The sequence below is a fragment of the Pseudomonas sp. RGM2987 genome, assembly GCF_022952855.1.
In the GTDB taxonomy this organism is placed as follows: domain Bacteria; phylum Pseudomonadota; class Gammaproteobacteria; order Pseudomonadales; family Pseudomonadaceae; genus Aquipseudomonas.
The window spans coordinates 1-25,014 of sequence record NZ_JALJDX010000178.1; the positions used below are offsets into that span (position 1 = coordinate 1).

The following is a 25,014-nucleotide window of genomic DNA, read 5'->3' on the forward strand; positions in this document are numbered from 1 at the left end:
TCAGTCAATGCAACGGTGACTGGAAAATCGCTTTCGCGAGCAAGCCCGCTCCCACAAGGGAATAACTCAACTGGCGAAGAGGTAAGCCTCGACGTCCATCCCGGCATCGCGCATCTGCGCCAACTTGTAGCGCAAGGTACGCGGGCTGATGCCCAGGCGCTCGGCCGCTTCCTTGCGACGCCCGCGCTCGGCGCGCAGGGTGTCGATGATCATCTGGAATTCGCGGCGGCGCAGGTCGTCGCCCAAGGCACCGGCCGACTCGCTATCGACTTGCGCCGAGGGCACGAACGTCGACGCCGCTGGCAAGGCAGGCAATGGCGCACAGGCGACCGGGCCGGCGAGGCAGAAGTCCTCCGGCTGGATCAACCCGCCCTGTTGCAGGATCAAAGCCCGCTGGATCGCGTTATCCAGTTCACGGACATTGCCGGGCCAGGGATAAGCCACCAGGCAGGCGCGGGCTTCAGCTGAAAGCCGGGCCGCCGCATGCTTCATTTTATTGACGTGCTTGGTCAGCAGGCGCTCGGCCAGCGGCAAGATATCGGCGGTGCGCTCGCGCAACGGACGCCAGGCCAAGGGAAATACCGACAGGCGGTAATAAAGGTCTTCACGGAAGCGCCCCGCCGCCACTTCTCCGGCGAGGTCGCGGTTGGTGGTCGCCACCACGCGAATATCCAGACTGATGGGCTTGCGCGCCCCCACCCGCTCCACTTCACGCTCCTGCAATACCCGTAGCAGCTTGGCTTGCAGGCCCATGGGCATTTCGGAAATTTCGTCGAGCAGGATCGTGCCGCCGTCGGCCTGTTCGAACTTGCCCGCCTGGGCGGCAATGGCCCCGGTGAACGAACCTTTCTCGTGACCGAACAAGGTGGCCTCGAGCATATTGTCGGGAATCGCTGCACAGTTGATTGCAATAAACGGTTCGTTGGCCCGCCGGGACTGCTGGTGAATGTAGCGCGCCAGCACCTCCTTGCCGGTGCCGGACTCGCCGGAGATCAACACGGTTGAATCACTGCGAGCCACGCGCGCTGCCAGTTCCAGTAACTGCGCGCTGGCCGGCTCGATGGCAACCGGGCCTTCGCCCTCGACAGCAGGACTGCCCAAGGCATGGCGAGCCACCAGTTCCAGCAGCGCCTTGGGCTCGAACGGCTTGACCAGATAATCCGCCGCACCCTGACGCATGGCATCCACCGCTCGCTCGACAGCGCCGTGGGCGGTCATCAGCAGCACCGGCAACTGCGGCTTGCGCGCGCGCAATAGCCCGAGCAACTGGTGGCCGTCCATCCCCGGCATATTGACGTCACTGACCACCAGACTGAACGCTTCCCGCTCAACGGCGAGCAATGCCTCCTCCGCCGAACCCACCGCAGCATAATCATGCCCGGCCAATATCAGCGTATCGGCCAGTGCTTCGCGCAGGGCTCGATCATCCTCAACCAGCAATACCTTGATCGCCATTACCTTCACTCCACCTCTGGCGCGCTGGAAAACAGCGGCAGGTACACCGTCGCACAGGTGCCACGCCCCGACCGCGAGCGCAGTTGCAATTCTCCCTGATGGGCCCGGGCCACAGCCTTGACCACGGTCAGGCCCAGGCCGGTGCCGGTGGTCTTGGTGGTAAAGAACGGCTCGCCCAGGCGCGCCAGCACCGCCGGCTCGATACCGCTGCCGCTGTCGCTGACGCACAGGCGCAGGACGTTGTCGCGGGTATAAAGATGCACCTTGAGCCGGACCTCGCCGGCACTGGCCTGGATCGCGTTCTCGATGAGGTTCAACACCGCGCCCACCAGGGTGTCGCGGTTACACAACACCTCCCCGTGGTGGCTGTCGCATTGCCAACGGATCGGCAGATCCCGGACATGAGCTGCGGCAGCCGCCTGCAGCGCTTGCAGCAGCGCCTTGGGATTGACGCGATCCGTCAACGGCAGCTCGCCACGGGCGAAAACCAGCATGTCGCGCACCTGGTGCTCGAGCTCGTGCAGGCGTTCTTTCAGGCGCCCGGCGAAACGTTGCTGGGTGTCCATCGGCAGTTGCTGTTCAGTCAAATGACTGGCGTAGAGCAGCGCGGCGGAAAGCGGGGTACGAATCTGATGAGCCAGGGAAGCGACCATCCGCCCCAGGGAAGAGAGCCGTTCATGGCGGGCCAGTTGGTCTTGCAGATGACGGGTTTCAGTCAGGTCGTTGAGCAACACCAACTGCCCGGGCTCGGCGTCCAGCGAACGGGTCGAGATGGACAGGCGCCGGCCGTCCTTGAGGGAGACTTCGTGACCATCGTCCTCACGCGGGGCGAAGCATCGAGCGATGACCTGGCGCCACAGCTCCCCTTCCAGCGGCAGGCCAAGCAATTGGCAGGCGGCCGGGTTGGCTTCGCGCACGCGACCGTGAGCATCAATGACGATCACGCCACCGGGCAACAGATCCAGGAGGTTTTGTAGACGATTGGCCAGGCGTTCTTTTTCCGCCAGTTCCTGCATGCGCTGGGCGCTGACCACCGCCAGCTCTCCCTTGAGCTCGGTAACCCGGGCTTCCAGCAGACTGTAGGAATCGCTCAGCTGAGTGGACACCTGGTTGAACAGCGAAAATGACTGCTCAAGCCCAAGCCGGCTGGCCTGCTCAACGGACGGCATGTGCCCCGGCTCGGGGACAGGAGACATCTGGGCGGCGTGGGTCATGGTGCTCTCTCGCGTGGCTGACCGTCAGTTAAACGGACGTTGCGAGGGCTGTAGCAATAGGCGTGCCGGAAGGATGGTCAAACCTGTGGCGAGGGAGCTTGCTCCCGCTGGGCCGGGCTGGCGCACCAGCGCGAAGCGGCCCTGTTTTTGGGGCTGCTGCGCAACCCAGCGGGAGCACGCTCCCCCGCCACAGGGGAGCATACTCACCATGAATCAGGGGCGGATGGTTAAACAGGCGTCAATCATCCGCCTGTTCGTCTCCTTCGCGACGGCTCATGCCGTACTTGCGCATCTTCTCTACCAGCGTGGTACGCCGGATGCGCAGGCGCTCGGCGGCACGGGCAACGATACCGTTGGCGTCGTCCAGGGCCTGCTGGATCAGACCCTGCTCCAGGCCTCCCAGGTAATCCTTGAGATCCAGGCCTTCCGGCGGCAGCAAGGCATTGGCGCTGAAGTCGGGGGTATGGCCGTTGATTGCCACCCGCTCCTCCAGGTCGCTGCGCAGGCTGTCGACCATTTGCTCGTCTTCATCGTCGACGTAGCGGAATTTCTTCGGCAGCTCGTTTACACCGATCACGCCGTAGGGGTGCATGATCGCCATGCGCTCCACCAGGTTCGCCAACTCGCGGACGTTGCCCGGCCAGCCGTGACGGCACAGAGACATGATCGCCGCCGAGTTGAAGCGGATCGAGCCGCGCTTTTCATGCTCCATGCGCGAAATCAGCTCGTTCATCAACAGCGGGATGTCTTCGACCCGCTCACGCAGTGGCGCCATTTCAATCGGGAATACATTGAGGCGGTAGTAAAGATCTTCGCGGAAACTGCCAATCTCGATCATGGTTTCGAGATTCTTGTGGGTCGCGGCAATGATCCGCACGTCAACGCTCTGGGTCTTGTTGCTCCCCACGCGCTCAAAGGTGCGCTCCTGCAGGACCCGCAACAATTTGACCTGCATCGGCAGCGGCATGTCGCCGATTTCGTCGAGGAACAGCGTACCGCCGTTCGCCAGCTCAAAACGCCCGGCGCGACTGGTGATCGCGCCAGTAAAGGCACCCTTCTCATGGCCGAACAGCTCGCTTTCCAGCAACTCGGCCGGAATCGCGCCGCAGTTGACCGGCACGAATGGCGCTTCGCGACGCTTGGAGTGGTAGTGCAGGTTGCGCGCAACCACTTCCTTGCCGGTGCCCGACTCGCCAAGGATCAATACGCTGGCGTCGGTGTCGGCGACCTGCTGCATCATCTGGCGAACGTGCTGGATCGCACGGCTGGTACCGACAAGGCTACGGAACAGGTTGGGCTCACGATGACGGCCGCGCTCGCGGGCCTGGTCATACATCTCGCGATAGACCTGGGCACGGTGCAGCGAATCGAGCAATTTGCTGTAGCTGGGCGGCATCTCCAGGGTCGACAAGACCCGACGACGCTGGTCTTCGGGCAAGTCAAGAGAAGAATTTTCGCCCATCAGCAAAACGGGAAGGAACTCATCCCAGGTGGAGAGTGTCTTTAACAAGCCCAAAAGCGTGGTAGGCGCACTTACCGTCCCGATAAGGACGCAAATGACCTCGCGACTGGAGGACAAAGAGTCGACAGCCTGCTGCCAGTCATGGCTTGCGCAGGGTAAATTTTCTTCACCAAGAAAATTTAGGATCACCGCCAGATCACGGCGGCGGACGCTATCGTCATCGATCAGGAGAATTTTGGTTTCACGCCACATGCAATAGCAACTTCCCTAGTCAACCCAATGCCCGGAATTAGGGGGCAAGCTAGACGCTTGCAGACTTGTTATGCCTGTAGACGCCTGAAATCTGAAAACAGTTACTAGTTAAGTCAAAAAACCGTTCACAGTCAAATTTATGGCGCAACGGATTCGGATTAACTGAGTATTAACCGAACAGATGGTAAACCTTTGCCGCGTTCTGTGCTTGATGGATCTGCGACATCTCGTCGACGACCGCCTGGCGCTCCCCTGTAGCCGCCTCCAGCAATTGCTTGTAGACCCCCAGCAACTCCTCAAGATTGTCGCGCAGCGCCCCCTGATCCACGTCGGACTCGCTCAGCACGTCTTCCATGCAGGAACGACACGTCATGTCCAACTGACCGATCGCCTCCCAGTTGCGCTCGGCCAAGGCATTGACCAGTGCATCACGGGTATTTTCTATTCGCTGCAAGACAAGACTCATGAGAGTGCTCCTTAGAATTGCGGGCCAGGCGTGGCAATGGCATCCCAACCTTCCTTGACCGTGCGAAGCAGATCGGCGACTTCGTCGAGGATCTTCGGATCAGTCTTGACGTTGGCTTCGGTCAAACGTTTCATCATGTAGGCGTAGAGCGCATCCAATTCGGCAACCGACTCGGCCCGGTTTTCCAGGTCCAAGCCTTCGCGCAGGCCGCCGACGATACCGATGGCCTTACTGATGAATATGCCCTTGCTGGCAATGTCCTTGCGTTCCATTGCACCTTTGGCCTGCGCGATGCGGTCCAGGCCACCCTCCATGAGCATTTGAACAAGACGATGGGGACTTGCTTCGGAGGTTTGCGCCTGGGCCCCAATCTTCTGGTATTGGCGAAGGGCCAACATCGGATTCATGTTCTACCTCATCAAAAAACTTTGGTTCGTATAAACAGCGTATCGACGCTGCGTCAAAAAACTTTAGACCGAAAAGCCGAAAGCCCGGAACGCTATCAACCGTACCGGGCTTTCTGCAGCGGTCGAAATCAGCTGTTTTTCTGCTGAGCCGCCATTGCTTCGAACATCGAGGTGATGTTGCTGGCAGTAGCCTTCAGCTTGCCGACCAGGGTATCCATATCGTTGTACTTCTTGGTCAGAACAGCGGTCAGGGTTTCGACCCGTCGGTCCAGGGCCTCCTGATCGTTCTTCAGACGGGTCTGGGTCTGGGTCAGCGTAGTGGTCCGCTGATCGAGGATGCCACCCCTCTCGCTGAAGGGTTCGATCGCCTTGCCCATGCGTTCCAGCAGGCCATTGGTACCAGTGAACAACGTCTGGACTTCACCACTGAGCTTTTTATCGCCCATCGCTGTAGTGAATTTGACGGTATCGAAGTTCAACGCTCCCGTCTTCTGATCGGTGGTAATACCCAACTGGGCCAGCGAGGTCAACTTGTCGCCAGCGCCGGATTCAGACAAGGGCGTTCGAATCGCCGCCAACAGCGAGCGGGGCAATGCGTCACCGGTCAATTTTGCCGGCACCGTCAGCTTTCCATCGTCGTCGAGCGACGGTTTGGTCAGCGCAGTGATGCTATTGGCGATCGCATTATACGCATCGACGAATTTCTGGATCGAGGCTTTCAGGCCATCGTTGTTCGGTGCAACAGTAACGGTTGAACTCGCGCTCGGCCCACCACTGAGCAAATTCAAGGTCAACCCGGAAATCGCTGTGCTGACCGTATTGCTCTTGCTGGTCAACGCCATGCCATCGACGGAGAACTTGGCATCCTGGGCCAGGGCACCGATGGCGCCCGCCGAACTGGCCGTCAGCGCAGCCCCCCCGGCACCCACGACGTTCGTCCCATCAATCTCCAACCCGGCGATACCGGTCACCGAGATGTCGGAACCTGCGCCGGTAGTGGTTGAGCCCAGCACCAGGCGCGAACCGAAAGAGTCGGTGATGATGTTGGCACTGAAACCCGCTGCCTTGAGCGAAGTGTCAGCGTTGATCGCGTCACGAACCGATTGGAGAGTCGCACCGGACCCCACATTGAGGTTGTAGTCGACGCCGTTCTGCTTGATGGTCAACGTGCCGCTCGGAATGGCACTGCTAGTACCGCCGGCAAAGGCCGCCGAGGTGACCTTGGAAGCGGTCGCGATATTTTCGACCTTGATCGCATAGGTGCCGCCCACCGCAGAGTTGCTGGCTGTAGCCGTGAGTACTGTGGGGGTAGAGGATGTCGCAGCAAAACCCGAGAATTGCGGAGTCGTTGTGCTGGACAAGTCCTTCATGGCGGTGGTGAAAGCTGCCAACAACGACTTCAGGGTGCCCACCCCGGAGATACTGTTGGCAGTCGTCGTCGTCGCTCGGGTGATCTGACCTTGCTTGGCGGCCTTGTCAGAATCAACCAGCGCCTTGACGATCTCAGTCGTGTTGAGGCCGGAGCCTAACCCCAAGCCAGGTAGAATTGGACTTGCCATGTGGAACTCCCTTCAGTGTGTCGCCGGCCTTTTGACCCCTACAACGCCCAAAAGTACATAGCAACGAAATTCGTGCCTATTGTCAGGCTTCGGCGCTGAACAACAAGCTGTTTGCATCATTCAAACTGTTGGCCAGTTTCAGAACTTCTTCGTTCGGGATCTGGCGAATCACTTCACCGGAACCACTGGCAATCACCTTGACCACTACTTTGCCTGAAGGCTCATCAATAGAGAACTCCAGATTACGCTTGACCGACTGGACGAACTTCTCGATTTCCTGAACGGCCTTCTTGAGTTTGTCCTGCTCGGCGGCAGCGTCCTTGGGAGCTTCCTTGACCGGGGTCACGGTAGCAACTTCGGCTCGAGGCTTCTCCACTGGCTTGTCGACCACTGTAGGTGCCGGCTTCGCCGCTGGATAAGACAAGTTCAGCTTCACGCTCATATCCATGTCCATCACCTCTTGAACGGAAAAAGCGAGAGAGCACGCAAGCGCACTCCCCCGCTAAAACTCATCCGGCTATTACTGAAGCAGCTTCAGTACAGCGGATGGCAGTTGGTTGGCCTGGGCCAGAACCGAGGTAGACGCTTGCTGCAGAGTCTGCTGCTTGGTCAGTTGCGCAGTTTCAGCAGCGAAGTCGGTATCTTGTACACGACCCAGTGCAGCACTGGCGTTTTCGTTGATGTTCTGCAGGTTGGAGATGGTGCTGGAGAAACGGTTTTGTGCAGCACCGAGGTCGGCACGAGCACTGTTGATGGTGTCGATCGCGCTGGTGATTGCGTCCATGGCGGCCGAGAAAGCGGTTTCGGCGGCAGCGCTGTCGGAACCAAGGATGGTGACTGTCGAACCAACACCCAGGCTCGTAGCGTCGAAGCTGGCGCTCAGGGTCAAGGAGATCTGGTTGTCGGAACCGGTGTTCGAACCGACCTGGAAGGTCATGGTGCTGGCGGTGCCGTCGAGCAGGTTCTTGCCGTTCAGGTTGGTACTGTTGGCGATACGGGTCAGTTCGTCGCTCATCTGCGAGAACTCTTTGTTCAGAGCGACGCGGTCGGTTGCGCTGTTGCTATCGTTACGGGACTGGATGGCCAGTTCACGCATACGTTGCAGAATGTTGGTCTGCTCCTGCATCGCGCCTTCAGCGGTCTGCGCCATGGAGATACCGTCGTTGGCGTTTTTGATCGCCATGGTCTGACCGCGGATTTGCGAGGTCATACGGGTAGCGATCTGCAGGCCGGCGGCGTCGTCTTTGGCGCTGTTGATTTTCAGGCCGGAAGACAGGCGGGTCATCGAAGTAGAGAGAGCGTCGGAAGCACGGTTCAGGTTCTTCTGGACGTTCAGCGAAGTGGTGTTGGTGTTTACTGTTAAAGCCATGACGAATTCCTCGTTGGTTGGGTACTGCGGCTTCCGGCCCTTGGCAACCGCCGGGGTGTGGCCTAGAGAACCTTCGTAATAGTTATCGTCGGATTGGGAACTTGCTTGAGGGCTTTTTTCAAAATATTTACTAGCAGACTGCCACCCCTTGCAAAACAAGGGTTTAGCGGGGAGCAAAGCGCCGAAAAATGACGTCAAAAACCTGCGCCATGAAATCGCAAGCAAAAAATGTGGGAGCGGGCTTGCTCGCGAAAGCGGTGGATCAGCTTGTATATGTGCTGAAGTACCGACGCCTTCGCGGGCAAGCCCGCTCCCACATTTATATTCCGGTGTGAATCAGTCGCGATAGAGGATCGCCGAGCCCCACGACAGGCCTACACCAAAACCACTGATTGCCACGCGCTTCCAATTGGCATCCAGGACATGCTTTTCCAGGAGCAATGGAATACTCGAGGACACGGTATTGCCGGTCTCGACCATGTCTTTGATGAATTTTTCCGGTTCACCTTCAAAACGTCGCGCCACGGCATCGACAATCGCTGCGCTGCCCTGATGGATGCAAAACGCATCGATGTCGCCTGGCTGTAGCGAAGATTCGCTCAGCAGTTCATGCAGGTGAGCCGGCACTTTCACCAAGGCGAAGTTGAAAACCTGGCGCCCGTTCATGAAAAACACGCCATCGCTGACTTTCAAATGGGGCGCGCCTGAGCCATCGGTGCCGAATTTCGCCTTACCCAGTTGCCAGGCGGCCCCCTCGCCCATCCATGTCGCCGTGGCGGCATCGCCAAACAACATGGTGGTGTTGCGGTCTTCTGGGTCGACGATCTTCGAATACGGGTCAGCGGTCACCAGCAGGCCATTCTTCAGGCCAGCAGCCTCCATGAAGCCTTTCAGGGCGTAGATGCCATAGACATAGCCCGAACAGCCCAGGGAAATATCAAACGCCGCCACATGGGTCGGCAGGCCCAGTTTGTCCTGCACAATGGCTGCGGTATGAGGCAGGCCTTCCTCGTCGCCGTTCTGGGTGACGACGATCAGCGCATCGATCGATTCGCGCGCAAGGCCCGGGTTGTTGGCGAACAATGCATTGACTGCTTCGACACACAGGTCGGAGGTTTCCTGGTCCGCGTTCTTGCGCGGCAGGAACGCCGAACCGATCTTGCCAAGGATGAACTCTTCATCCTTCTCGAATTTGGCACCCTGAGCGTAGTTATCCACACCAGCGGTCGGCACATAACTCGCTATGCTTTTTATGCCAATCATCATGGCTTCCCGATCATAAAATGCGATTTGGTTCATCCCCAAAAAGCTCAGGGACGCTTCAAAAATGGTTGATTTGCTGGGGCGGGCGCCTTTTCAGGCGAATGAACGAGCCTCCACTCCTGGCAATACAATACAGTGAAGATGCACTTTATGACCTATGCGTCACGCGCATTTGCCCGGGAAGGGCATTTTTTCATGACAAACGAAGCAGTGTCATTGTTTGCAAAGGTGGGGGGCACTGGGCAGGAATCTTCAGAATGGCGGCGTATTTGGGCCAGAGCGCCGGCAGCTTTAAGCTGCCGACGCCGAAGGCTTGCGAGGCAGGGTTATGCGCCGGGCTCGTCCAGCAAGGCGGTCCAGGGTACGTTGCGCACCGGTCCCAGGGTGAAGCCCGCGCCTTGCAACGCCAGGTTGCCGTTGTAGAACCGATCCTGAGCGAACGCCTCGGACCACTTCTCCCGCAGCGCCACCAGAGCATCAGGCGTACTTGCCAGCACGCCGGGCTGGATCACTTGCACGTGTGGCGTCCATACCGTCAGGTACCCAGCCTGGCCGACTCTGAGGCACAGGTCCACATCACCCAAGGCATCGTCGAACAGTCCAGTGTCTATGCCGTCAGCAGCGTTGAATAGCTGTTTGGAAATCATCAAGCAGGCAAAAGATACCGCCGAACAATTCTGCTCGACGACCAACCGGTTCATGTAGCCTCTGGCGGTCTTCGGTTCGCCGATGAAGGCCGAGCCGACTTCGTCATTCAGGCCCAGGATCAGGCCGGCCTGGGTGATACGTCCATCGCGCTCGATCAGCCTGGCGCCGACCACACCGACTTCCGGACGCAAGGCTTGATTGAGCAGCGATTCGATCCAGTTGACGTTGAGCACCTCGCTGTCGGCCGCCAGGGTCACCAGATAGTCACCCTTGGCCTCCTGGCTGACGGCGTTGATCAAGGACCCCGTCGCGACGCCCGGTTCGATCTCCAGCAACCGCACGCGACTGGCCTGATGCCCCTGGCCGCCGAGCCAGGTGCGCAGCGTCGCGTGCTCGGCCGCCATGAGCGGGACCAACACCTCGTAGCGCTGATAACGAGTGCGTTGCAGCACGCTGAGCAAGCAACGCTGCAACGCCGCCAGTTCGGTGACGCCATGGACGATGATCGACACCATGGGGCGATCGGCAAAGCGGTAGTCGATCTTGTGCGTGCCCCGCACCGCCGTGCTCACGTCGGCCTGATAACCCCTTACCGCCAAGTGACGCAGCAGCGTCTTGCGTTCATCGGCGTTGTCCTCCACCGGTGGCGCCTGACTAATCAGCAGCGGCTCATCCAGGTGGGCAAGGCCCTCCAGGCCGTCCTGCTCGATCAAGCGCAACAGCAGGTCGAACTCCATCGCTTGCTTGAACTCGCGGGAATAGCCGCCGAGCCTGACCAACGTCTCGCGGCGTACCAGCCAATGACGGGCCATCAAGGCCGGGGCGTTCAGCAGCAAGTCGAGGTTGAACCCCGGCCGGAATACATCGGCCAGCGTCCCGTCGGGCTGACGCTGGAACTCATCCATTGCCACAGCCTGGCACTGTGGAGCGGTCAGCAATTCCACACCCGCGCGGAACAGGCCGCCCGGCGTCAATTCATCACCGGCCTCGGCCATGACCATCCAATCGCAATCGCTCTGGCTGGCCACCTGGTTGATCTTGTCGACGTAATTGCTTTCGTTGACTTTGACGAAATGCAGGACATTCTTTGATGTCGTCTCGGCCGGCAGATCGCCGGTGGTAAACACAACAATCTTGAACGCCCGGCAATAGCCATTGATGACGCTGTCGAAAGTTGCCTGCATCTTGAAGATATCGGCGTCCAGGTCCAGGATCAAAATGCCGAACGTCGGGCCACCGTTGCGGGCGGCCAGATATTTGGAGACTTTCCGGGTGTCACTGGCGCTCGGTTCACGCGCTTCGAGCCAGCCCAGCAATTGGCCGGAGCGCGTGGTATCGAACAACCTCGCGGTATTTTCAAACGCCGCCGCCTTGAGCCGTTGGTCCCAAGCTTGGAGCATTTGCACGTAGCGCTTGTCACCCTTGGCCTGCATGAGATCGAGCAGTTGCTTGTTCAGGTCCTGGTTGAAGGCATAGCTCAGGAAAGCCCTCGCCAGTTGTTCATCAAGCGGCTCGGCACTGGTGTTGCGCTGGGGGCGAGACAGCTCCTTCTGCTTGAGCATGACAGCTTCCAGCTCCCTCAACTGCACCTGCCCGCTTGGCGCCGCATGAAGCAGGAATTCCAGGTCGGTGAGCTGGTCAAAAAATGCCCGGTTATAGAAAGGCATCTCAACGTACTGCGTCGGTTCGAAACGGCGAACCGGTTCGCCACGCCGCGAATCCCAGGAGGACTCCAGCAGCTTGCCGGACTGGGGCACCGAGCGCTCGGCCAGCTTCTTCACGATGGTTTTGGCGTGCTCCCGCGTCGAGGCACCCGTGCCCAATGCACTGGCCAACGTCGTGGCCAGGCGTTCCTGTTCGGCGGCCGCATGCAAGTCCTGGGACCCCGGCGCCAACGCGGACGGGCTTAGCGGCGGCGCCACGCGACCGCGCTCATGCAGACCGTATGGAATGTCCAGCAAGCGCACCGAGGCTTCGCTCACCAAACCATAGGAATGGCCGGCTTCCTGCAATCGCGAATCAAACCCGGTGGGCGACGACGCGTAGCTGCGCCGCAGGGTTTCAGTGCGCACGAGGGCATTGGCCAGCGACGGGCAATCCTCGGCAAACGCGGCCAGCCGCCCTTCGGCCGATGCACCGCGGTAGTCGTCACTGCCCTTGCGATCGAGCAGGTAGTAGTCGACACGATCGGCGTGGGCCTCGAACGCCAGGCTGTAGCCTTGGCAGGCGCTGTACTCAGCGTTCGCTTCCAGGAAACTCAACGCCTGTTCGAGCGCCTGGGGCAGCAGGAAACTCTCCGCATCGGCAATCGCCAGGTACGGCGTGGCGACTCGCTCGACGGCCTGGCGAACCTTTTCGCCGAAACCAATGGCCGTGGGTGCGTGCAGGTATTGCACACTGGGGGAAGCTGCGGCGATGTCGGCGTGGTTCAGGCTCGAAGAGTCGATCACCAGTACGGCGAACGAACTGTCACGGTAGTGGCGCAACGCCCGCCGCAGGGCAGTCGACTGGTCGTGAGCGAGCAGCACCAGGGTCAATCGTTCATTCAACGGCGCGGTCGATCCTGTTGGGACATTGCTTTGCATATTCATTCCTTAACGAGTGGGTGATCGCATCAGCGACACCGGGAGTTTCAAGCTTGAAACCCATCAATCCGGCAGCCAACCATTGGCCCAGTACTGCAGGTTATCGCCGCGCAAAATAAAGTCGCGCAACACCACTTCACGTAATTCGTCGCCCATCCGGTAGCTGGCAATCGGGTCTGCCAGGTGCATACGGATGGCCTCCAGCCATTCTTCGGTGCTGTTGGTGAGAATCCGGGTACAAGGCAGGTGTCCCCGGTAAGCCTCGGTATCCGAACAAATGACGGGATAGCCGCACGCACCGTATTCCAACAGGCGCAGATTGCTTTTGCAGTCGTTGAAAATATGGAACTCCAGCGGCGCCAAGGCCAGGTCGAGATTCAGGCTGGCAAGCTTTGCCGGATAAGTCGCCAGGCTCACGCCAGTATGAAACTCATGGACATAGGGCTTGAGCAAATCCGGGCACATGCCAAAGAATACCCATTCGACTTCGTCAGCCAGTTCCCGAACGACATCGGCGATGAGTTCCAGGTCACCACGGTGGCTGGTGCCGCCGCCCCAACCAATACGCGGCTTGCTGGAGGTCGCACGCTGGCTTCTGAGCTGATTCCACAGGCCGGCAGCCAACATGTTCGGCACGACGCGGATGTCGTGGTGCATGCTGGACAGGACGTCCGCCAACGGATGGGTGGAGACCACGACCCGATCACACAGGCCGATCCCTCTGCGCAACATGTCCTCGAGGTTGTCCGGCATATTTCGGCTGTGTTCGTTTTTCTCCGGGATCCTGGCAACGTAGTCATCCAACTCGTAGATGCGCATGGCCTTGGAGTAGTTCTTGACCTGGGTGATGTCCTTGAATTTGCCGATGTTATAGCGACCCTGAAGCACGACCACGTCCGGCGACTGACGCTCGATGTCGATGATCGAAGGCATATCGTAGGCAACACGCCCGATGATCCGCCCAGCCGCTTCCAGTTCGAATAGCGGTTGGCTTACACGGTAATGCCCCACCGCCGAAGTGTTGAGCGCCAATCCCAGGATCGAGGGTACGTTGCGGGTAATCAACGGATTCCATCCGGTGCGTGGCCCAGGCTCAAGACTGAAGCTTTTCCCGGTCAGGGTCAGGTTATGGTTGTAGGCCGGATCGTTGGCGATCCTGGGCAACCAGCGTTGGTAGAACGCTTCCTGCTCCAGCTCCAATCGTTGCTTCCACGAAGACTCGCGATGAGTGTCCACGCCAGGCGCCAACACGACGTCGCAATAAGGTGTGGTGACAATCAGGTAACCGCTCTTCCCGACCTGCAGGCATAACTCCAGAGAATTGATGCCCTGTGTCGTGATCGTCTCATCGAACCCGCCCACCTCCTCAAGAACCCGTTTGCGCACCAATAGACACTGATCGCCGACAGCGCTCCAATTTTGCACCACCTGCAAGCGCTGCATGTAGCCGCCAGAAGTCACCGATTCGTTGACAAAAGCCCTGCCCGCCAACCCACCCAGCCCCATTATCAGGCCGGAGTCGATGACACGGCCCTGCAGGTTGAGTGTGCGAGGGCCAACGATACCGACTTCAGGACGCTGCCCCTGATTGAGCAATTCGTCCAGCCAGGCGGCTTCACACACGATGCAATTGGGGTTGAGCAGCAGCAGGTATTCGCCGCGGGCCTGTTGCGCGGCGAAGTTACGGATCACTGCCTCGCTGGCAATTTCGGGGCGCACGAATATTCGTAGCTTTTCGCTGCCCAGTTCGGCCATGGCCCGTAGCCAATGCGCCAGCTCGGCGTTGTCACTGGCATTATCGACAATGATGATTTCGTAATGCGGATAGGCGGTCGTGCTGATCAGGCTGTTGACGCAACGCTCCAGCGCGTCCAGGTCATCCTTGACGCTGATGACGATCGACACCAGTGGTCGCTCGTCGAACTGGTATTCGATGCGTGGGAGCAACGCCAGGACCGCCCCCGGATGAAGCCGGTGCGGCGCGCCGATACGTTGTAGATGAGCGCTGATCAACCGGCCGTTTTGCTCGATGACCTCAGGTAACGATAGCCATTGGGCAAACGAAAACGTCGATTCGACCTGGACTTCCGGAATGTGACCGATGACCTGCGGCCCATCGGTTTCCACCAGGCGCCAGATCAAGTCATGGGGCGCCAATTCGCCCAGGCTCGAATCGAATCCACCCGAGGCAAGGAATCGCGCACGCTCGAAAGCCAGTGCCCGGCCGACATAGGGATAACCGCGCATCAGGTCGAGATTGAAGTCAGGCTTGAAGATCGGTTCCACCGACTTGTCATCCACCAGCGCACCTTCATCACTGTAGATACAGGCAGCAGACGGCGAGCTGACAATCCGGTCGGCCATGATCAGCAGCGCAGACTCGGTCAAGCGATCGCCGGCACGCAGCAGGTAGAACCAGTCGGCGCCGTCCAGTTGAGGCAACAGTCCATTGAGCTGCTGCGCCCAGTCCGCCTGCAGGCCAAGGCGCAGGACATGGTTGTCCACGGCCTGGCGCCCATTGGACAGCAGCAGCACCGATTCGCAGGCATAGGCTTGGACAGCGATACTCTGCAGGGTAATGCCCAACGCATAAGGATCGTCCTGCACGTCGATGATGACCGGGACAATCATCGGCCGATAGGCCCAGCGAGCGATCTGCCGGGACAAGACTTGCTTGCGCAATGGACTGAAACGTCGACACGTCAACCACTGAGCGTAGAGCTCTGCGTAACTTTCGATGTCAGTACCGACTTGCGAGCCAATGACACCCTGCCGGGTCGCAATGAGCGAGTAGACGTTGATTTCCTCCCACTCGGACGCCCCCGGCTCCCTGGCCTGCCCCAGCGCCTGGTAACGCACCCAGCCACTGGCGGGCGCCGGCTCGCCACTGCGCTGGGCCAGCATTTCCTTGAGCCATGTCAGCTCCACCGTGGCCGCCTCAAGCATCCTGGCCTGACGTGCCAGGCGCTCTGGATGCAATCGCTGGCCACTTCCTTCGGCATAAAGCTGGACCAGATTGCCCCGGCGCAGCAGGCAGATGAACAAAGCAAAATCGAGGACAGCCTCAAAGCCTTCACCGGGTCGCGCCAACGCTGGCAGCAAGGCATCGACATCGGTACGGCGCATCAATGCGCCACTCAAGCCGCCGAGAATATTACGGCCGGTTTTTTCAAAATACGCCAGCATGTCTGTGCCGTTGAACATCGCATCGAACAGCGTGATGCCCGTGTTTTCAACGCGGACCGGCAAGGCATAATTGTCTGCATCGATTAAATGATGCCTGTTGATTACCAGCGATACTTGCGCATGCTCCTGCAGGATCGCCGCCTGCTGACTGACGCAGCACGCCAGCAACTGATCGTCATCACACAGGAACTTGATGAACTCGCCCCGGGACTCTTCCAGGCAGCGCAACAAGTTCTGCTGGAATCCCAACCGGGTAGTGTTGCGCAAGTAACGCACCGCAACATCGGAGCCGGCGCCAAGTTCCTGGACGACCCGCTCGATTTCATCGGTGCGACAGTCGTCGCAGATGACAATCTCAAGGTTCTCGTAGGTCTGCTCGAGCGCACTTTGCAAGGCGAGATTGAAAAAGCGTGGGTTGAACGCGGGGATGGCAATACTGACAAGAGGAGCTGATTTCACACGCATGGCTCTCAACCGGCGGGCGTCAACTCAGGCGAGAGCAGGACGTCCTGAATCGTGAAGGAAACGGGTCAGGGGACCGCTCTGGCGTCACGGCCCCCTGCCTTGGATCAGATTTTGTTGAACAATCCCAACTGGGAGACTTTGCTGAACGCCAATTGCGATGCCTGCAGCATAGTCTGCTGCAAGGTCAGGCGCGTCATCACTTCGGCCGGATCGGAATCACGAATTGCCGACTGGGTCTGCGAGTTGGCGAGCACGAAGCTCTGATTGGTATCGCTCTGGGTATCGAGCGCCTGGCCGCGCCCGCCGACCGCACTCAATGCACTGGTCAACTGGTCAGTGCCGCTGGCCAGGTTACCTATGGCCGAAGCCAGTGCCGCGTTCAGTTTCTGGCCGGCGATGTTGTTGCCATCGACTGGCGTTTCCAATGCCGAGCGCAACTGGTTCACGGTGTCCAAGATGTTCTGCGTCTCGTGGGTGTTGACCGCGATGCTGAACTGATCGTTGGCGGCCGGGGCACCGTTGAGCGTGAAGCTCACGCCGGAGGCGGTCGCCACGTTGCCTGCCAGGGTGCCGCTGGACACCGGCTTGCTGTCAGCAGTCAGTGGCGCGGCGTACAGGTCGAAATCCGTGGCACTGGTGAATTTCATCACTGCCGAGCCCGACGGAAAACTGGCGTGGTAGGCCACCGGATCGGTGATCGCGCTGCCGGTGATCTGAGTGGCGCTGGCGTTGCCCGGGCTGCGGGCCGGGGTGAAGCTGTCAGGCTTGGCCGCCAGCGTGAAGGTATGGCCGGGCAACACCGTGCCAGCCACGTCGCCCGCTTGCAGGTTGACGTTCAAAGTCAGGTCGACGCCGCGAAAACTCACGCTCTGCCCGGCCTGCTTGTTGGGATCGATTACACCGCCCTTGCTGGCTTCGGCGGTCACATCGTTGCCACCCGAATCGGTGATCTTCAACTGGGTGCCGCTGACAAACTCCACTGTGTACGGTTCGCCGCTGCGGAACTGGCTGTTATAGGTCACGCTGGACGAAACTTGGCCGTTGGTCAACACGACGCGGTCATCATCCACCGCCGGCGCGGTCATGGTGACCTGGCTGCGACTGGTGTTGACGGCTTGCTGGAAGGTCTCCCAGCCGGTGCTGTTGGTGGCCATCGACATGGTGTCGCCGATCGGCAGGTCCAGGGTAACCTGGTCGCCGTTATAGGTGTAGGTGCCATCGTCGTTGCGGGTGAACGGAACGACATCGCCCTTGGACCCGGCAAAGATATATTTGCCGTTTTCATCCTTGGTATTCATCAGGCTCAGCAGTTGCTCTTCGATCGACCCCAACTCCGAAGCCACAGCCTTACGGTCGGAGTCGGTGTAGGCCGCGTTACCGGCACTCACGGCCAATTCCTTGGCGCGCTGCAGCACGTTGCCGATGCTGGTCATCACCGATTCGGTGGTGCCCAGGGTCGCCTTGATGGTGGTGACGTTGGCTTCATATTGGGAAAGCATCGACGCCTGGTTACCCAACTGCAGAAGACGCGAGGCACCCACCGGATCATCGGCGGCGGTGTTCACCCGCACCAGGCTACTGGCTTCTTCGCTGGTCTTGACCACCTTGGCGAAATTTTTCTGGTAGTTCGCAGCCGTGCTTTCGTAAAACTGAGAAGTAGAAATGCGCATGGGCTACGGCTCCTTAAAGACTGTTGATCAATGTGCTGAAGATTTGTTGCGCAGCCTTGATGATCTGCGAAGACGCGGTGTAGTACTGCTGGAACTTGACCAGGTTGCCGGTTTCCTCATCCAGGTCCACGCCCGACAGCGAGTCGCGGGCGTTCTTGGCGTTGTTCAGGATGGCGCCGGTGGCGGCGCTGTCCAGCTTGCCCTGGGCGGCCTTGGCGCCGACCCCTTCCACCAGTTTGCCGTAGGCATCGTTCAGGGAAATGCCTTTGCTGGCCGAGCCGGTGTCGACGGCCTTGGCGGTCTGCAAACCGGCCAGGATCGTGCCGTTACGGTTGTCCAGGCTGCCGGGCTGGCTGAGGCTGATAGTGATGCCCGCACCCTGGGATGGCGCCCCGGCGATGGACATGTCGAACGCGACGGTACGCTGTACCGGCGGCACGGACGAATCCATGATCGGGTTGCCGCTGGCGTCCTTGAGCGGAACACTGAGGCTCAGGGTGTTGCTCTCGCCGGGCTTGATGGTGCCATTGCTGATCTGGACGCCTTTGGCATCCAGCAGTTGATAGGCCTGGCTGGTGCCATCGGCGGACGTCGCACCGAACACCACCTTGACCGGCATCGAATTCTTGATGCCGTTCTGGATGATGGACGTGGTGGCCGTGTCGTAAATGTCCAGCTTCGTCGTCATGGTCGGCTGGCCGCTGGCCGGAATGGTCAGCGTGCCGCTGCCGCCCGGTGCAATGGCAGCGCCCAGCGGCGCGGCAATCGCCAACCGCTTGGAGTCGGTCATTTCGGTCTTGATGTTGCCCGCCTCGTTGCGGGTCGGGGTGATCTTGAACGAATCACCGGCCGCCGCAGCGCCACCGGAGAAGGTCATCGCGAACCCGTCGATCACCGGAGCTGGCGTCGTCGTGGTGCTGAAGGCCCCCATCGACGTACCCTCGGGCAAGCGCTGGACGATATAGCCCGTGGCGCTGGTGAACGTCACTTTATAGTCGTTGGTGGTCAGTTTGCCGGAGTCTTTGATGGCCACATCGAAGTTGCCGGAGCCGGCACTGTTGTTCAACGAGGCCACACTGCGCTGGCTCATCTGCGCCGCGCTGTTGATGTTGCTGAACAGATTGGAGCCGAAGGCACCGTTCATGTCGATGCCGGTAGCCTGGATGCTGTTCATCCGGTCGGCGACCACCAGGGCCACGCGCCCCAGCTCGTTCATGGCCGGGTCGAGCACAGTGCTGCGGTAGCGCATCAGGCCACCGATCTCGCCACCGGTGAGCACCGAGGTCAGGTCCATGGAGCTGGAACCGCTGTTGAGCTGGATGCCCAAGCGCCCCGGATCGTTCTTGTCCGGCACTGCTTGCAGGGTATTGGTGATGTTGCCCATTACCAGCGGCTGGCCGGAACCCAGGTAGATGTCCAGGCTGCTGCCGTTCTCCACCACCTGTGTACCGGTGAAGGTGGAGAGTTGGCGAATGGCCTCGCCACGGGAATCCAACAGGTCGTTAGGCGCACCGCCCGCGTTGGAGACTTCGGCGATTTTCTTGTTCAGTTGCGCAATGGTGGAAGCCAGGTTATTGACCTGCTCGACCATGTTCGACAAGTTGCCGTTGATGTTGTCACTCTGCGCCGTCAATTGGCTGGAAACCGAGTTGAAACGGTTGCTCAGGGCCTGGGCATCGCTGAGCAGCAATTGCCGGGACGCATCATCGCCCGGCTTGGCGTTGACGTTCTGCACCGAAGCGAAAAACTTGGTCAACGCGCCGTTCAGGCCGGTGCCGCTGTCCGACAGCAGGGAGTCCAGCGGGGTGATCTGCCCTTGATAGGCCGCCGCGTCGCTATTGAGCGACGTGGTGGTCTTCAATTGCGCTTCCAGGTACGAGTTATACACCCGACGCACGTCGGCCAGGGTCGTGCCGGAACCGATGAACACGTTGCCGTATTGGTTCGACGCCTTGGTGGTCTGCACGGTCTGTTGACGTGAATAACCGGCGGTATCGACGTTGGCGATGTTGTTACCCGTGGTCACCAACGCGGTCTGGCTTGCGGACAGACCCGACATCCCTATGTTGAGCAAACTCATGGTTCAGACCTTATAAAGTCGTGGTGGCGCCTGCAGATGCGTAGTTTTGGTAACTCGTCATCTGCCGGGCTATATGCGAAATCTTGCGGGCGTAGTTAGGATCGGTGGCGTAACCGGCCTTTTGCAGCTCGCGTACAAACTGTTCCGGGTTATCGGCCGACTTCAGTACATCTTGATAGCGGCTGTTGCTTTGCAGCAGATTGACCAGGTCGTGGAAACTGTCGCTATAGGAGGCGTAGGAACGGAACTCGGCCGTCTCCTTGACCATCTCGCCATTGCGGAACTCGCTGGTGATCGCCCGCGCCGAGTCGCCCTTCCAGTTCTGGCTCGCCTTGATGCCGAACAGGTTGTGACTGCTGCTGCCGTCAGGCTGGCGCATGACCGACTTGCCCCAACCGGTTTCCAGGGCGGCCTGGGCCACCAGGTAACGCGGATCGACACCGATGCGGTCCGCCGCTTCCTTGGCCATTGGCAGCATGGCGTTGACGAATTCATCGGCATCGCGGAAGGCTTTGCGAGCCGGAGCCAGTGGTGGTTGCGCCACGGCACGGCCATAGACCTGCATGTCCGGTTTCGCGTCGGCGGCCTTGAGCGCCGCCAGCCAATCGCCATTGGCGAGTTCGCCGGTGGCCGGCTTGACCGCAGCGACAGTGCGATCGGGCAGCAGGTTCTGCGCGGGCACATCGGCATTGGCCGACGCCGAAGGCACCAGCCCGGCGAGCAGCCGGTCGGCCAGTTTCGGCGGTAGGGCCAGGCGCCGCTGGTTCAGCAGTTCCATATCGTTGCGATGAGCACCTTCTGTCCCTTGCGGCGCGCTCACGGCCCGTGACGCCCAGAGCGGACGCTGGCCGCTGGTGCGCGACAACGGACCGTCGGTAGGCAAGGTTCCGGCAGCGACCGGTGTCGGCACCGCTGCCTTGGTGACCTTGTCCAGCGCCTCCTGCTGCTTGGCGGCCGACAACGTCGCCGCCTCGCCGGGGGCCATCGGTTTGTTCTTGGACATCTGGCGCAGCAGCACGTCAGCCAGGCCGATACCACCGCCCTCACGGGACATGGAGACAGCCAGCTGTTGGTCGTACATTTCCTGGTACTGCTTGGCCTCAGGCGTGTTCATGGGGTTGTCCTTGCCCAGGGCCTCGGTGGCCGAGCGCATGGACTTGAGCATCTCGCCAAGGAACAGCGACTCGAATTCCTGCGCCACTTTACGCAGGTTGCCATCGCTGTTCTTGTCGCCGACCTTGAGCTGGTTCAAGCGGTTCAGGTCCGAATAGGACCCCGAATCCCCACTGATCAAAGCGCCCTTGCGCATATCCATGGCCAGATCCTCAGATCACGATCAGGTCGGCTTGCAACGCGCCGGCCTGCTTCAAGGCTTCGAGGATCGCCATCAAGTCGCCTGGCGCCGCGCCGACCTGGTTCACCGCCCGGACGATTTCATCCAGGGTAGTGCCCGGGCCGAACTTGAACATCGGCTTGGCTTCCTGTTCGGCATTGACCCGCGAGCGCGGCACGACGGCAGTCTGGCCGTTGGACAGCGGGCCCGGCTGGCTGACGATCGGGTCTTCGGTGATCGTCACCGTCAGGCTGCCGTGGGTCACGGCGGCCGGCGAAACCTTGACGTTCTGGCCGATGACGATGGTGCCGGTACGCGAGTTAATGATGACTTTCGCCACCGCCTGGCCCGGGTCGACCTCGAGGTTTTCCAGGATCGACAGGTAATCTACCCGTTGGCTTGGATCCATCGGCGCGGTGACACGAATCGAGCCGCCGTCGATGGCCTGGGCCACGCCTGGGCCGAGCATGTCATTGATCTTGTCGACGATGCGCTTGGCGGTGGTGAAGTCGGAACGGTTGAGGTTCAGCGTCAGGCTGTTGCCCTGGTTGAAACCGCTCGGTACCGCACGTTCCACCGACGCACCGCCAGGGATGCGACCGGCCGACGGAACGTTGACGGTGATCTTCGAGCCGTCCGCGCCCGAGGCGTCGAAACCACCGACCACCAGGTTGCCCTGGGCCACGGCGTAGACGTTACCGTCGATACCCTTGAGCGGTGTCAGCAACAGGGTGCCGCCACGCAGGCTCTTGGAGTTACCGATGGACGAAACGGTGATATCCACCTGCTGGCCGGGCTTGGCGAACGCCGGCAGATCGGCACTGATCGAAACCGCCGCGACGTTTTTCAGCTGCACGTTGCCCGAGCCTGCCGGCACCTTGATGCCGAACTGCGACAACATGTTGTTGAAGGTCTGCAAGGTGAACGGCGTCTGGGTGGTCTGGTCACCGGTGCCGTTCAGGCCCACGACCAGGCCGTAGCCGATCAACTGGTTGGAACGCACGCCGGAAATGCTGGCGATGTCCTTCAAACGTTCGGCTTGAACGCTGAAGGCTGCCGACATCACCAACGCGCCCATCAACAGCTGCTTAAGATTCAACTTGACCACCTAGAAAGGGAACTTCGGGCTGAGGAAGAAACGGTCGAACCAGCCCGGCTGGCTCGCATCGGCAAAGGCACCGGTGCCCGAGTAGGTGATGCGCGCATCAGCCACACGAGTCGACGACACAGTGTTGTCGGTTGCTATATCGTCAGCACGAACCATGCCAGCGATGCGCACCAGTTCATCACCGGTGTTGAGGGTCAGCCATTTCTCGCCGCGCACGACGATGATGCCGTTGGGCAGCACGTCGGCGACGGTCACGGTGATCGAACCGGTCAGGCTGTTGCTCTGCCCGGACTTACTGTCGCCCTTGGTGGCGCGGTCGGAGCCGTAGCCGGCGTTGAGGCTCAGGTCGTTGCCGCCGATCGGGTTGTTGGTGGTCAGGCTCGAGCCGAACAACGACGTGAGGCCGACGCTGGTCTGGCTGGTCTTGTCGATCTGCGCATTGGCGTTCTTGCTGGCCTGGGTCCGCTCGTTCAGGGTGATGGTGATGATGTCACCGACCCGGAAAGCCTTGCGGTCGCTGTACAGGTTCTGCTCGAAGCCGGCCTGGTAGATCGAGCCGTTGTTGGCGGCGGCCGGCAAGGGCGTGCGCGGCAACACCGGAGCGTAGTACGGGTCATTGGGCCTTGGCGTAGGCGCGACACAGCCGGCGAGCGCGGTGATCCCACTCAGTGCCAGAACAGATACAAAGCGTTTCATGACCCTACCTCTCGGTGTTGCTAGGCGGCTTGTGGCCGCCTGATAGATGTAATTACAGATTCTGCGTGACGAACGAGAGCATCTGGTCTGCGGTGGAGATCACCTTGGAGTTCATCTCGTAGGCGCGCTGGGTGGTGATCATGTTGACCATCTCCTCAACGGTGCTCACGTTGGAGGTTTCCAGGGTGTTTTGCAGCGTGGTGCCAAAACCGTTCAAGCCTGGGGTGCCGACTTGCGGCGCACCGCTGGCAGCGGTTTCCAGGAACAGGTTGTTGCCCACCGCTTGCAGGCCGGCCGGGTTGATGAAGTCGGCGGTCTGCAGGTTGCCGATCACTTGTGCGGCAGGGTTGCCCGCCACGGTGATGGACACGGTGCCGTCACGGCCCACGGTAAAGGTCTGGGCATCGTTCGGGATGATGATGGCCGGCTCCAGGGCGAAACCGCTGGCGTTGACGATCTGGCCATTGGAATCGAGGTGGAACGTACCGTCACGGGTGTAGGACGTGGTGCCGTCCGGCTGCAGGATCTGGAAGAAACCGCGACCGTCGATGGCCATGTCCAGCGGCTGCTCGGTGGTTTGCAGGCTACCGGCGTTGAAGTTTTTCTGGGTGCCGACGATGCGCACACCGGTACCTACTTGCAGACCCGACGGCAGTTCGCTGTCCTGGGTCGACTGGGCACCGGGCTGGCGCTTGACCTGGTACAGCAGGTCCTGGAATTCGGCGCGATCACGTTTGAAGCCCGTGGTCGAGACGTTCGCCAGGTTGTTGGAAATGGTAGTCAGGTTGGTGTCCTGGGCGGACAGACCTGTTTTGGCAACCCAAAGAGCCGGAAGCATTCGTTTCTCCTCGTACGCCTGTTTTTCGGCGCGACGCTGTCAGTAGTAGTTAGATTTGCAAGACCCGAGCCATGGCTTCATCGCCTTCTTTGGCCGTGTTCATCATTTTCACGTGGAGCTCGAACTGCTTGGCCAGGGCCAGCACCGAAGTCATCTCATCCACCGCGTTGACGTTGCTCGCCTCCTGGAATCCCGACACCAGTTGCACATTGGCATCGATGGGAGCCGGCTGGCCGTCCTTGGTGCGGATCGAGCCGTCGAGGCCTTTGGTCATGTTCTTCAGGTCCGGGTTGACCAGCTTGATGCGGTCCACCTCAGCCATCACCCGCGGGCCTTCGCCCATGGCGCGGATGCTGATGGTGCCGTCCTGGCCAATCTCGATTTTCTGCTCTGGCGGCACGGCGATCGGACCGCCGTTGCCCATGACCGGCATACCGTTGCCGGCCCGCAGCACGCCCAGGGCGTCGACGTTCAGACTGCCAGTACGCACGTAGCTTTCACCGCCATCGGGGTTCTGCACGGCCATCCAGCCCGGCCCGCTGACCGCCACGTCGAGGTCACGACCGGTCTCTACCAACGCACCTGGAGTGAAATCAGTGGCGGGACGCTCGGACATGGCAAACGCCCGCGCCGGAAAGCTGTCACCGAACACCGGCATCGAGCGCGCCTGCTCCAGGTCTTTCTGAAAACCATTGGTGGAGATGTTCGCCAGGTTGTTGGCATGGGCCCGTTGCGCCAGTGCGTTCTGGCTGGCGCCGGTCATTGCCACATAAAGGTACTTGTCCACTGTCGTTCCTCTGCATGCCGGACGTTTGCCGTCCACTGCTGTACGGCTGATCCTTAAGCAATTTGCAGACCAACTTTTTTCTGACGCGCCCAGGCCCGGCAAACAAAGGGTCTGACGGGTTTTACTGGAGGTAGGCTATGGGAATCGAAGTCGAGAAACCGGCGGAGTTAT

At 60.2% G+C, this 25,014-nt stretch carries 18 protein-coding genes; all 18 read right to left on the minus strand.

Annotation, left to right across the window (positions count from 1 at the left end; all coding sequences use genetic code 11):
- Positions 1–66: 66 nt before the first annotated feature.
- On the minus strand, positions 67–1,455 hold the full coding sequence (fleR, locus tag RGM2987_RS10330) for a sigma-54-dependent response regulator transcription factor FleR (RefSeq protein ID WP_245140472.1): 1,389 nt from the start codon (positions 1,453–1,455) through the stop codon (positions 67–69).
- Positions 1,456–1,460: 5 nt separating this feature from the next.
- Complete coding sequence (locus RGM2987_RS10335; RefSeq protein ID WP_245140539.1) at positions 1,461–2,651, minus strand: ATP-binding protein; 1,191 nt, start codon at positions 2,649–2,651, stop codon at positions 1,461–1,463.
- A gap of 256 nt (positions 2,652–2,907) precedes the next feature.
- Positions 2,908–4,383 (minus strand): sigma-54 dependent transcriptional regulator, encoded by a 1,476-nt coding sequence (locus RGM2987_RS10340; protein WP_245140474.1) that lies wholly within the window; start codon positions 4,381–4,383, stop codon positions 2,908–2,910.
- 169 nt (positions 4,384–4,552) lie between these two features.
- Positions 4,553–4,849, minus strand: a complete 297-nt coding sequence (gene fliT, locus RGM2987_RS10345) for a flagellar protein FliT (protein ID WP_245140477.1) — start codon at positions 4,847–4,849, stop codon at positions 4,553–4,555.
- Positions 4,850–4,860: 11 nt separating this feature from the next.
- The gene (gene fliS, locus RGM2987_RS10350; RefSeq protein WP_245140480.1) at positions 4,861–5,256 is read right to left on the minus strand and encodes a flagellar export chaperone FliS; all 396 of its coding nucleotides are present in this window, start codon (positions 5,254–5,256) and stop codon (positions 4,861–4,863) included.
- Positions 5,257–5,384: 128 nt separating this feature from the next.
- Positions 5,385–6,815 (minus strand): flagellar filament capping protein FliD, encoded by a 1,431-nt coding sequence (fliD, locus tag RGM2987_RS10355; RefSeq protein ID WP_245140482.1) that lies wholly within the window; start codon positions 6,813–6,815, stop codon positions 5,385–5,387.
- Positions 6,816–6,897: 82 nt separating this feature from the next.
- Entirely contained in the window at positions 6,898–7,263 is a 366-nt protein-coding gene (locus tag RGM2987_RS10360; RefSeq protein ID WP_122569016.1) for a flagellar protein FlaG, read from the minus strand.
- Positions 7,264–7,335: 72 nt separating this feature from the next.
- Positions 7,336–8,184 carry a flagellin domain-containing protein gene (locus RGM2987_RS10365; protein ID WP_245140484.1) on the minus strand — a complete coding sequence of 283 codons (849 nt, stop codon included), beginning with the start codon at positions 8,182–8,184 and terminating at the stop codon, positions 7,336–7,338.
- Positions 8,185–8,520: 336 nt separating this feature from the next.
- Positions 8,521–9,447 carry a ketoacyl-ACP synthase III gene (locus RGM2987_RS10370; RefSeq protein WP_245140486.1) on the minus strand — a complete coding sequence of 309 codons (927 nt, stop codon included), beginning with the start codon at positions 9,445–9,447 and terminating at the stop codon, positions 8,521–8,523.
- Positions 9,448–9,773: 326 nt separating this feature from the next.
- Entirely contained in the window at positions 9,774–12,680 is a 2,907-nt protein-coding gene (locus tag RGM2987_RS10375; RefSeq protein WP_245140489.1) for a TIGR00180 family glycosyltransferase, read from the minus strand.
- A 63-nt stretch (positions 12,681–12,743) separates the two neighbouring features.
- The gene (locus RGM2987_RS10380; RefSeq protein WP_245140541.1) at positions 12,744–16,325 is read right to left on the minus strand and encodes a glycosyltransferase; all 3,582 of its coding nucleotides are present in this window, start codon (positions 16,323–16,325) and stop codon (positions 12,744–12,746) included.
- Between the two features lie 110 nt (positions 16,326–16,435).
- Positions 16,436–18,001 carry a flagellar hook-associated protein 3 gene (locus tag RGM2987_RS10385; RefSeq protein ID WP_245140492.1) on the minus strand — a complete coding sequence of 522 codons (1,566 nt, stop codon included), beginning with the start codon at positions 17,999–18,001 and terminating at the stop codon, positions 16,436–16,438.
- 13 nt (positions 18,002–18,014) lie between these two features.
- Positions 18,015–20,081: a flagellar hook-associated protein FlgK gene (gene flgK / locus RGM2987_RS10390; RefSeq protein WP_245140495.1), complete on the minus strand. Its 2,067-nt coding sequence runs from the start codon at positions 20,079–20,081 to the stop codon at positions 18,015–18,017.
- 10 nt (positions 20,082–20,091) lie between these two features.
- Entirely contained in the window at positions 20,092–21,396 is a 1,305-nt protein-coding gene (flgJ, locus tag RGM2987_RS10395; protein ID WP_245140497.1) for a flagellar assembly peptidoglycan hydrolase FlgJ, read from the minus strand.
- A gap of 10 nt (positions 21,397–21,406) precedes the next feature.
- The gene (locus tag RGM2987_RS10400) at positions 21,407–22,492 is read right to left on the minus strand and encodes a flagellar basal body P-ring protein FlgI (protein WP_245140543.1); all 1,086 of its coding nucleotides are present in this window, start codon (positions 22,490–22,492) and stop codon (positions 21,407–21,409) included.
- 30 nt (positions 22,493–22,522) lie between these two features.
- Entirely contained in the window at positions 22,523–23,218 is a 696-nt protein-coding gene (gene flgH / locus RGM2987_RS10405; protein ID WP_245140500.1) for a flagellar basal body L-ring protein FlgH, read from the minus strand.
- 52 nt (positions 23,219–23,270) lie between these two features.
- A complete protein-coding gene (flgG, locus tag RGM2987_RS10410; RefSeq protein WP_053146447.1) occupies positions 23,271–24,056 on the minus strand; it encodes a flagellar basal-body rod protein FlgG in 786 nt (261 codons plus the stop codon).
- 49 nt (positions 24,057–24,105) lie between these two features.
- Entirely contained in the window at positions 24,106–24,843 is a 738-nt protein-coding gene (locus RGM2987_RS10415) for a flagellar basal body rod protein FlgF (protein WP_003199043.1), read from the minus strand.
- Positions 24,844–25,014: the final 171 nt, after the last annotated feature.